Consider the following 10,399-nt stretch of genomic DNA (forward strand, 5'->3'; position numbering starts at 1 on the left):
TCACAGTTTATTTTTGTGAATGATTTGCGTCCATCCACTCATTTAATTCGTTAATAAAACCATGGAATTGATTAGGATTTTTAAAATCCGGAATATTAGCTAATAACACTTCTACAGGCTTAGTTTCATTTGCTTTTTTCTTTTGTAGTATTAAAATTGATTTACGTGCATTTTCATTTTTAAACAATGTTTTAGGAAGGTTTAAAAATGCTTGCATTTCAGTTTCTGTAGTAATAAAATTTTGTAACTGTTTCACATGTTCATCTTCAAAAATATTACTAGGTACTACTAAAAAAGCATAGCCACTTTGTTTTAAAGCATAGACGGCTTGTTCGATGAGTAAAAAGTGTGAATAACTATGGCCTTCTTCAAATCCAAGTTTCATTTCTTTACTACGTTCATCTAAAGGATAATATCCAATAGGAAAATCTCCAACAACCACATCAGCTTCCTCCAATGGTAATGGCATAATCGCATCTTGAGGATACACATCAAACGGTATTTCTAAAAAATTCGCTAGATGCACACTAACTCTCGATAAAACAGGATCTACTTCAATTAAGTGATGCATAACTTCGCTATCTTTTAATACTTCATTCACTGTAGCGCTTAAATGACCAGCTCCACTTGCAATATCAACAATCTGTAATTCTTTATTATTTTCTATAAATTTTTGTACTAAAAAACCTAAAATTAAGCCAATAGAATCTGGTGTAATTTGATGATTTGCCTGAATATTTTCTTCTTGTAATAAGCTTAAGTAAGCAAATTGAAATGCTTTTCGACGATCTTGAAGCGTTGCTTGTTCTAATAGAGTACGTTGATTACGATATACATCTTCCATTGCTAAACCTAAATTTTCTATAAAGCTTTGACCATTTTCTTCATTTAACGACTTAGCTTTATCATCTAAAGTTCGGAATAATCTTTCCATAATAGTTTGTTCTTCTGCCATATTCAATTCCTTTCCAATAAAAAAATGTCCATAATGCAAATGTCTTAAAACGAAATCATTCATTTTAAAATACATATGGACAATATTAGTATTATATCTTTAATTTAATCATTTAATAGTGACTTAAATATTACGATAAGCTTCTAAAGCAGCCTCGAAATTTGGAAAATCAGTACCTTCTTGAACTAACTCTTTATAAACTACATGATTGTTTTCATCTAATACGAAAACAGAACGCGCTAATAATCTCATTTCTTTCATAACAACACCATAATGCTCACCAAATGATAAATCTTTATGGTCACTTAACGTAATTACATTTTCTAGACCATTTGATGCACACCATCTTTTTTGAGCGAAAGGTAAATCCGCTGAAATTGTAAGTACTACACCATTTTCTTGAGAAGCTTCTTCATTAAATTTGCGAGTTTGTTGATCACATACGCCAGTATCAATAGAAGGAACAACACTAATCAATTTCTTTTGCCCTTTAAAATTATCTAAAGTAACTTCATTTAAACTATTATCCAAAACTTTAAAATTAGGAGCCACATCTCCTTTTGAAACCTCAGTTCCTTCTAAATGTATAGGGTTATTTTTAAAAGTAATTTCTGTCATATTATATGACCTCCCATTAGTTATTTAAATTATAGTTTAATGATACGATAGTATTTAAACTTATTTCAATCATTTAAAACACTAACTACTATTTTAATTTGAAATGATTTGCATGATATAATCAAAGGTATTTTTTAAAATGAGTAAAATGGTAACTATTATAAATAAAATTTTGACATATCCTACACCTTTTTTGATTGCAAAATGTGCACCAGTATACGACCCAATCACCATACTGACTGCCATAATTAATCCATATGCTATATTTACTTGACCAAGAATAATAAATAATGTTAATGCACCAACGTTTGAAGCAAAGTTTAATACTTTTGCATTACCAGCTGCACTTAAAAAATCAAATCCAAACATTAATAATACAAATAACATAAATGATCCAGTACCTCCGCCTAAGAATCCGTCATAAAATCCAATTAAAAGCAGAAGTGATATAAAGGCAATCGCTTTACTAATAGTAAATTTAGAGAACGTTCTGACATTACCCCATTCTTTCTTAAAAATGGTGTAAATTAAAACAAGTGTCAATATGACTATAACGAGTGGTTTCAAAACATCTGATGGCAAGAAAGTAGCTAAACTTGCTCCACCAACTGCAAATATAAATACAAACGGAAATAGTCTAAATACTATTTTTTTATCAACATTTCCAGATTTTAAAAATTTGATTGCACTCGTTAATGAGCCAAACGCACTTGCTAATTTGTTTGTACCTAATGCTAATGATGGCGGCATTCCTATAGCTAAGAGTGCAGGAATTGATATTAAGCCACCGCCACCTACAACAGCATCTATAAATGCTGCCAAGAAACCAAAACTAATAATAATGAAAATAATATGAAAACTTAGTTCTATAACGCCCACCCCTTATTAAATTACTTTAATACTTTCATATTAAAATAATTCATCAATGAGTGCATCAGTACTTTTATCTTTTTCAGTTTTATAATCTTTATTAATCTCTATTGTTTCTACATTGTCTGCTGCTTCTTGAACAAGATTATCAAAGTTAAACACACTTTCATATTTAACAACTTTATCAAAATCTGGTTCAGTTACAGGGTTTTTAGGCGTAAAAATCGTACAGCAATCCTCATAAGGCTGTATTGAAACTTCAAATGTTCCTATTTCTTTTGCTTTTTTTATAATGTCTTCTTTATCTAAAGAAATAAGTGGTCTTAAAATAGGAGTAGATGTAACATCATTGATTGCGTACATGCTCTTTAATGTTTGACTAGCTACTTGACCTAAATTTTCACCATTTACGATAGCGTTCGCTCCAATACGTTCTAAAATAATATCTGTCACTCGTAACATCATGCGTCTAGTAGAAGTCATGGTATATCGTGGATGCACAGACTTATTGATTTGTTTTTGAAGTGCTGTGAAAGGAACAATATGTAATTTAATGGGTCCTACACGTTCAGATAGTATGCGTGTCAATTCAATCACTTTGTCTTTCGCTTTTTCACTTGTAAATGGTGGACTGTGAAAATGAATAGCTTCTATTTTTACGCCACGTTTCATCATTTCCATACCAGCTACTGGTGAATCAATCCCACCTGATAACTGAAGAAGTGTTTTACCACCTGTACCTGTAGGTAATCCGCCAGCACCATCGATAACTTTAGTATAGATATATACGCCTTCTTTACGTACTTCCACTTTAATATTATGTGTCGGACGTTTAACATCTACTTTTAAATGATCAACTGATTTTAAAATGACACCACCTAGTTCTCTTTGTAGTTGATACGTATCTAATGAAAATGATTTATCTACACGTTTTACATCAATTTTAAAAGTATCTCCATTTGCAAAGTCTTTAGCTAACGAAACACAAAGTTGTTTTATATCTTCAAGATTTTGTGTTGTTTTAAATACTGGACTAATAGATTTTATGCCAAATATCTTTGTTAAACGATTCATGACTTCATTTACATTTGCTTCCTCAAAAAGCGAGATAAACATGCGATCTCTCTCACATTTAACTCGTGTACCTTCTAATGAACGTAATGACTGAATCACATTTTCTTTTAATACATTTGTGAATCTTTTTCTATTTGTTCCTTTTAACGTAAGTTCTCCATATCTTACCAAAATATGATCATATTTCATTTATTTCAACAACTCCTTTATTTGAGCATAGATTAATTTAAATTTATCTTTAAATTGTTCGATATCTTTTTCTGTTGTAGTTTCACCCATGGATAAGCGAACGCTTCCCTCTATTCTGTTGTCCTCGATGTCCATTGCTAACAAAACTTCATTTAATTTTTCTCTTTTAGACGAACATGCACTTGTAGTCGACACCATAATATCCAATTTTGAGAACGCATTAACAAGTACTTCTCCTTTTACTCCTGGAAAAGCAATATTTAAAATATGCGGAGCACTATTTTCTGGAGAATTAATATACACTCCTTTATATTGACTTAAACTTTCTCTAATTACTTTATTATAACGTGATAGACGATGATTAAGCTCATTTAAATTTTGAATTGCAATTTCCATTGCTTTCACAAGTGAAACATTCATTGCTAAATTTACAGTGCCACTTCTAATTCCATATTCCTGGCCACCGCCAAATACTGTCGGTTCAATTTTTTCCTTATTATCGATAACTAATATGCCTTGACCTTTTAAACCATTAAATTTATGACCACTAAAACTTACACTATTTACATTCTCTAATTGCATTGGAATTTTCCCTAAAGCCTGTACGCCATCTACGTGAAAATGTGCCTTAGGATATTGTTTTAATAATGATCCAATTTCTTTTATCGGTTGTATTTGTCCCATAACATTATTGACATACATACATGTAACTAAGCCCACATTATCCGTCATTAATTGTTCTAAATGATTAATATCTATTTGACCATTTGGAGTCACATTCACATATTTCAATATAAATCCTTGTGTTTCTAAATAACGCATCACTTCTAATACTGATGGATGTTCTAATACTGAGGTAATGATTACATTCGCAAACTGTTTTTTTCTTAATGCAATACCTTTGAGTGCAATATTATTAGACTCAGTGGCACCACTTGTGAAAATGACATCAGTATTATTATTGAGGTTTAACATCTCTTTTACACGCGACTTAGCCTGTAATAATATTTTTTCTGATTGTAAGCCCATTTGATGAGGACTATTAGCATTATAATAAGCTTTCTCACTTACTTTTAGAAATGAAGCTAAAACCGCTGGGTTTGGTTTTGTTGTGGCAGCATTATCTAAATAAATCATATATATAGAACACTCACTTTCATCAATAACATATCTAAAACATATTTTAGATTTCTCGACTTAAAAATAGACACTCAAGCATTATACTATTTTTTAAAAAAAATAAAAGAGAATAACCTAGAAATATGTGGATGTCTAGGTCATTCTCTAATTATAAAAATGTATTATCCTTTAATTACTTCATTTTCAATATGTTTTTTTATACCAGGTTCTACGCTTTCAAGTGCTTGCTCTGATACTTCAATTGAGCGCTTATAACGGTTATTTTTAAATAAACGTTCTGCTTCGTTTAAACTTTTATCTACACTATGATGATCTTTACGATATCTGTTTCCATATTGAATTAATCGTTCTGCATAGACTGCATTGACTAATATATCATTCGCTTCATCTTCAAAAGTATTCATTTGAATTACAATTTTTGAAACTTTATCTTTAAGTTGTTTAACATGAAGCGGACGTTCGTTAAATTGTTCGCTGACCGCTCTTACTTCATGGTCGATTTCATTTTTCATAATAACAAATCGCTCTGGAACACTTGTTAGGTTTGAAGCAAGAAGTCGACGATAAATCTCTTCTTTTTTCGATTGAATTTTTAATAGATTATCTTCAGCCTCAGCTTCATCTTCTCTAAGTTGAATCAGATGATTTTGTAATTTTTCTTGTTCTTCATTAATCACTTTTACATGTTCATCTAAGTATTCTAAATTATCTTTTACTTCACTGTATCTCACAGCAGATTTAGACATTTCTTTTAGAATATCATCATATACTACAACTAGATTTTGAATTTCATTTTCATGTTGTCTAATACTATGAACATCACTTTCATTAATGAAATAGTTTTCTCGTATATAGTCGATTTCTGTTCTAAGCGTATAGTTCATTTCTCTCGCTTTGAATAATTCATTTGTAATATCTTCTTTTGTTTCTTCAACTTCATTTTTAGCTTTTACTTCATGCTCAATTAAATCATACATTTCATCAAGCTTATCATTAATTTGTTGCAATTTATCATTAGCTTCCTGTAATTCAAGACGACTAATCATAGGTTCTACAAAATTTAATTCAGTTTTTAAGCTTTGTAATGTACCATCAATTTTTACATGATCCAAGTCATAACCATTTACTTTTAAATCTCTACAACCATATTTTAAATCTTGGAATTGTCCTGGTAACTCTTTTTGAGTTTCTCTAATTAAATCAGGAATTTCATCCATGTATCTTTTTGTTTCATTAATAGATTCATTTAATCCATTAATATGATTATGAGCTTGTACATAGTTACCTTCTTCTTTCAGCATGTCATACTGATCAAGTTCTGGTTCAAAAGCCTCAATACGTTTTTCAAGAGGAGCTGCCGCTTCTCCAAATTGATGTCTATTTGCTAAAACATCTCTTTTCATTTCACGATAATCTATTTTACATTTTTCATAGATTGCTTCGTTATCTTTATGTAGAGAAAGAATTTCATTTACTTCATCTACTTGTGACTGATAACCAGCTTCATATCTATCCATTAATTCATGAGCGTCATCAATTTCAGTTTGAGCTCCTGCAAATTGGAATTTATCAAGTTGAAGCTCAGCGTCATGAATTTTTTCTTCTACTGGTGCTAAATAGTTATTAGTGTGATCTAATGTATCTTGTTTTAACGCGTCGTATTTTGTTCTCGTTTCACCTTTAAGGTTTAAAGCTGATAACTTTTCTAAATTATCTTCAAAAGGTAACTGTTGAACTTTTAATTTACGTTCTTCTGCTTGCTCAACCATTTTACGTTTGTTAGAACGTAAATAAAACATAATACCGACAGCAATCAATATAATAATAATAATTGCTAATATAATGTATAAAACCATCTCATTCTCCTCCTATATTATCATTATTATAACGTATCTTATCCCGTCATTAAAATAAAATTCAAAGAATTGATTGAAAAAATTTTTACATTTATACTAATAATCAAAATATTACATAGAGAGGTTTTTATATGACGACAACTAAAGAAACAAATTACAACTTATTAGGTAAACAACTTGCAAGTCTTATTGAAGATGAAACAAATCTAATTGCAATTTTAAGTAATACTTCAGCTTTACTCAATGACAACTTAGATCAAATCAATTGGGTAGGATTTTATTTAATTGAAAATAATGAACTTATTTTAGGTCCTTTCCAAGGGCATCCTGCTTGCGTGCATATCTCTATAGGAAAAGGTGTATGTGGAACTGCTGTTGCAAATAACCAAACACAACTTGTCGATGATGTAAATACATTTCCTGGTCACATCGCTTGCGATGCTAATAGTAAATCTGAAATTGTCGTTCCAATTCATGTTGATAATGAAATAATCGGCGTGTTAGATATAGATGCGCCTATTACACAACGATTTAGTAAAGGCGATCAACAAGGACTTGAAGAGATAGTTTCTATCTTAGAACACCAATTATCAAAATAATAAATTTAAATGATTCCTTGACACTTTAAAAAATAATGGTACAATGAATTTTGTGTGAATTAACGAAAATAGCAGTTGTATATTATTAAGCTCTATGTTGTTCCCGATGTGGACGTGTCATGTAACTGTAGCTATAAGGTGAAGACACATAAAACAATATATCTTAATGAGCATACAACACTCTTTTTTGTTTATTCATTCCAACAAAAAAGAAAAAGGAGGAGTCTTATTATGGCTCGTTTCAGAGGTTCTAACTGGAAAAAATCTCGTCGTTTAGGTATCTCATTAAGTGGTACTGGTAAAGAATTAGAAAAACGTCCTTACGCACCAGGACAACATGGTCCAAACCAACGTAAAAAATTATCAGAATATGGTTTACAATTACGTGAAAAACAAAAATTACGTTATTTATATGGAATGACTGAAAGACAATTCCGTAACACATTTGATATTGCTGGTAAACAGCACGGTGTACACGGTGAAAACTTCATGATTTTATTAGCTAGCCGTTTAGATGCAGTAGTTTACTCATTAGGTTTAGCACGTACACGTCGTCAAGCTCGTCAATTAGTTGGCCATGGTCACATTGAAGTTGATGGTAAACGTGTTGACATCCCATCATACACTTTAAAACCTGGTCAAGTTATCTCAGTTCGTGAAAAATCACAAAACTTAGATATCATTAAAGAATCTGTTGAAATCAACAATTTCGTACCAGAATATTTAGATTTCGATGCTGACAGCTTAAAAGGTACTTTCGTTCGCTTACCAGAACGTAGTGAATTACCAGCTGAAATTAATGAACAATTAATCGTTGAGTACTACTCAAGATAAGTTGATTAATATTCTACCACCCTTTCCATTTTGGTCAGGGTGGTTTTTTATTTATAATTTAAATATATCATCTGGTATATCTGAGATAATTCCATCTACTCCTAAATGAATCAATTTTTTCACATCTTTCATGTTATTTACTGTATAAGGTATTACTTTAAGATGATGTTCATGAGCACGCTTGATAAATTTTTTATTTATTAATTTATAGTTAGGATTTATAAATTGTGCAAAAGAAGCTATATTTTCAAAATCAGGTTGTTTGTACCAGTATTGCTTTTTACTTATTAAAACACCTAGTGCATATTTCTTTGTGTATTCAGACATTCTTTTAACACTTTCCACATCAAATGACTGAATAATGACTCTATGAGAGGGAATTTGAAATTTATCGAGTTCCTCAAGTAACGCTTTTTCAATGCCAGGATACTGTTCTGGTTTTTTTATTTCAATAAGTAATGTTTTAGAGTAATTTTTAAATAATGAAAGTACTTCGCTAAAAGTAGAAATACGAGTATTTTTAAAAGTTTCACCATGTCTGATTCCAAAATCAAATTGTTTTAATTCTTCTAAAGTAAAATCTTTTACTTTACCCTTTTGATTCGATGTGCGGTCAATGGAATCGTCATGAATGACTACTAATTGTTTATCTTTTGTAAAATGTACATCAATTTCTAACATATCAATATGTTGCATAAGGGCTGCTTTAAAACCTTCTACCGTATTTTCAGGATATTTCTGCGATAATCCACGGTGTGCAACGATTTGAAATGATGTATTAGGCTTTTGTATTTTCATTTTTAAATACCATCCTTTAAATTAATTATATGTTCAACTACACTTAAATTACCATAATGATATAGGAGGTCAATAATAATGGTTAAACACGATTTTGTAGTTCATACGTCATGGCGTGGAGGTCGTGAAGAAATCGGTAAAGTTAATGGCGATGTAATTTCTGAGCAAATTTCTATTCCCTCTTCACTTGGTGGTAATGGAACTGGGACAAATCCCGATGAAATGTTAGTTGCAGCAGCCTCATCATGTTATATTATCTCTTTAGCTGCTACACTTGAAAGAGCTAAATTTACTAATATTCATTTAGAAATTAAGTCAATTGGAAGCGCAGTGTTTGAAAATGGAAAATTTAAAATGGAAAAAATCACTCATTATCCAACAATATCTCTTACAGAAGAAGAAAAAACGCATCTTAATAAACGACTTCCTAAACTATTAGATATTGCTGATCATCATTGTATGATATCTAACTCAATTCGAAACAACGTTAAAATAGAAATTCAAGCAACCATTCAAGATTAGAACTAAAAGCGGTCGATTTAACTGCCGCTTTTTATTTTAGACTTTTAAATTTTCAGAATATTTGGTAAAATTAAAAAATCTTATATCAGGAGGAAGATTTACGATGTATTATTATGAACCCTTATTATTAACACCTGGACCAACCCCTGTACCTGATGAAATCACACATGCACTTAATTTATCAATGGTAGGCCATCGTTCTTCAGATTTTGAAGCTATCGCAGAAGAAGCATTTAATCATTTAAAACCTATTTTTGGAACTAAAAATAAAGTAATGATTCTTACTTCAAGTGGTACTAGCGTCTTAGAAGCTAGTATGTTAAATATAGTCAATCCCGAGGATCATTTTGTAGTCATTGTATCAGGTGCATTTGGCAATCGTTTTAAACAAATTGCTGAAACATATTATAAGAATGTACATGTTTATGATGTTGAATGGGGAAAAGCGGTCGACATTGAAGCATTTGAAACATATTTACATTCACTTAAACATGATATTACTGCTGTATTCACCCAATTTTGCGAGACTTCTACTGCTGTACTTCACCCTATACACAAATTAGGAAAAGTGATTAAAGCATTCAATCAAGACATTTACTTCGTTGTCGATGGCGTAAGTTGTATTGGTGCCGTTGATGTCGATTTAGAAAGAGACAATATTGATGTACTCGTGTCAGGTAGCCAGAAAGCTTTAATGTTACCGCCTGGCCTATCTTTTGTTGCTTATAATCATCGTGCACAAGAGCGATTTAAAGCAGTTAAAACACCACGTTTTTATTTAAATTTAAATAAGTACTTTGATTCTATTGAACAAAATTCTACTCCATTCACACCAAATGTTGGATTATTTAGAGCGGTTAACGCTTATGCTGCACTTATTAAAAAAGAAGGATTTAACAATACCATTCACAGACATTACTCGATTAGAGATGGTTTAAGAGAAA

General features: G+C 30.9%; 11 protein-coding genes. 4 read left to right on the plus strand and 7 right to left on the minus strand.

Going from position 1 to position 10,399, the window contains the following annotated elements; all coding sequences use genetic code 11:
* Positions 1-7 precede the first annotated feature (7 nt).
* The 6 genes from HMPREF2629_RS07660 to ezrA form a co-directional block, all read right to left on the minus strand.
* The gene (locus HMPREF2629_RS07660) at positions 8-955 is read right to left on the minus strand and encodes a class I SAM-dependent methyltransferase (protein WP_019835454.1); all 948 of its coding nucleotides are present in this window, start codon (positions 953-955) and stop codon (positions 8-10) included.
* 123 nt (positions 956-1,078) lie between these two features.
* Positions 1,079-1,573 (minus strand): thiol peroxidase, encoded by a 495-nt coding sequence (tpx, locus tag HMPREF2629_RS07665; protein WP_002448307.1) that lies wholly within the window; start codon positions 1,571-1,573, stop codon positions 1,079-1,081.
* Positions 1,574-1,666: 93 nt separating this feature from the next.
* Entirely contained in the window at positions 1,667-2,452 is a 786-nt protein-coding gene (locus HMPREF2629_RS07670; protein ID WP_080979090.1) for a sulfite exporter TauE/SafE family protein, read from the minus strand.
* Positions 2,453-2,482: 30 nt separating this feature from the next.
* Entirely contained in the window at positions 2,483-3,706 is a 1,224-nt protein-coding gene (thiI, locus tag HMPREF2629_RS07675; protein WP_049413796.1) for a tRNA uracil 4-sulfurtransferase ThiI, read from the minus strand.
* Positions 3,707-4,843: a cysteine desulfurase family protein gene (locus HMPREF2629_RS07680; RefSeq protein ID WP_054105799.1), complete on the minus strand. Its 1,137-nt coding sequence runs from the start codon at positions 4,841-4,843 to the stop codon at positions 3,707-3,709. It lies immediately after the preceding gene.
* Between the two features lie 164 nt (positions 4,844-5,007).
* Positions 5,008-6,702 (minus strand): septation ring formation regulator EzrA, encoded by a 1,695-nt coding sequence (gene ezrA, locus HMPREF2629_RS07685; protein ID WP_054105800.1) that lies wholly within the window; start codon positions 6,700-6,702, stop codon positions 5,008-5,010.
* 131 nt (positions 6,703-6,833) lie between these two features.
* On the opposite strand from ezrA, the gene HMPREF2629_RS07690 reads away from it, so the two are divergent.
* Together HMPREF2629_RS07690 and rpsD are read left to right on the plus strand one after the other, a co-directional pair.
* Positions 6,834-7,301, plus strand: a complete 468-nt coding sequence (locus HMPREF2629_RS07690; RefSeq protein ID WP_019835459.1) for a GAF domain-containing protein — start codon at positions 6,834-6,836, stop codon at positions 7,299-7,301.
* Positions 7,302-7,532: 231 nt separating this feature from the next.
* Positions 7,533-8,135 (plus strand): 30S ribosomal protein S4, encoded by a 603-nt coding sequence (gene rpsD / locus HMPREF2629_RS07695; RefSeq protein ID WP_017176109.1) that lies wholly within the window; start codon positions 7,533-7,535, stop codon positions 8,133-8,135.
* 51 nt (positions 8,136-8,186) lie between these two features.
* Here rpsD and HMPREF2629_RS07700 read toward each other — a convergent pair whose 3' ends face one another.
* On the minus strand, positions 8,187-8,933 hold the full coding sequence (locus tag HMPREF2629_RS07700; protein WP_017176108.1) for a glycerophosphodiester phosphodiesterase: 747 nt from the start codon (positions 8,931-8,933) through the stop codon (positions 8,187-8,189).
* A 78-nt stretch (positions 8,934-9,011) separates the two neighbouring features.
* Between HMPREF2629_RS07700 and HMPREF2629_RS07705 the strand changes: the two genes are divergently transcribed.
* Both HMPREF2629_RS07705 and HMPREF2629_RS07710 read left to right on the plus strand, forming a co-directional pair.
* Positions 9,012-9,455, plus strand: a complete 444-nt coding sequence (locus HMPREF2629_RS07705) for an OsmC family protein (RefSeq protein ID WP_017176107.1) — start codon at positions 9,012-9,014, stop codon at positions 9,453-9,455.
* 103 nt (positions 9,456-9,558) lie between these two features.
* Positions 9,559-10,399 (plus strand): pyridoxal-phosphate-dependent aminotransferase family protein (locus HMPREF2629_RS07710; protein WP_070813253.1); only part of this gene is annotated, 841 nt, incomplete at its 3' end.

Source organism: Staphylococcus sp. HMSC034C12, assembly GCF_001835895.1.
Classification (GTDB): Bacteria; Bacillota; Bacilli; order Staphylococcales; family Staphylococcaceae; genus Staphylococcus; species Staphylococcus hominis.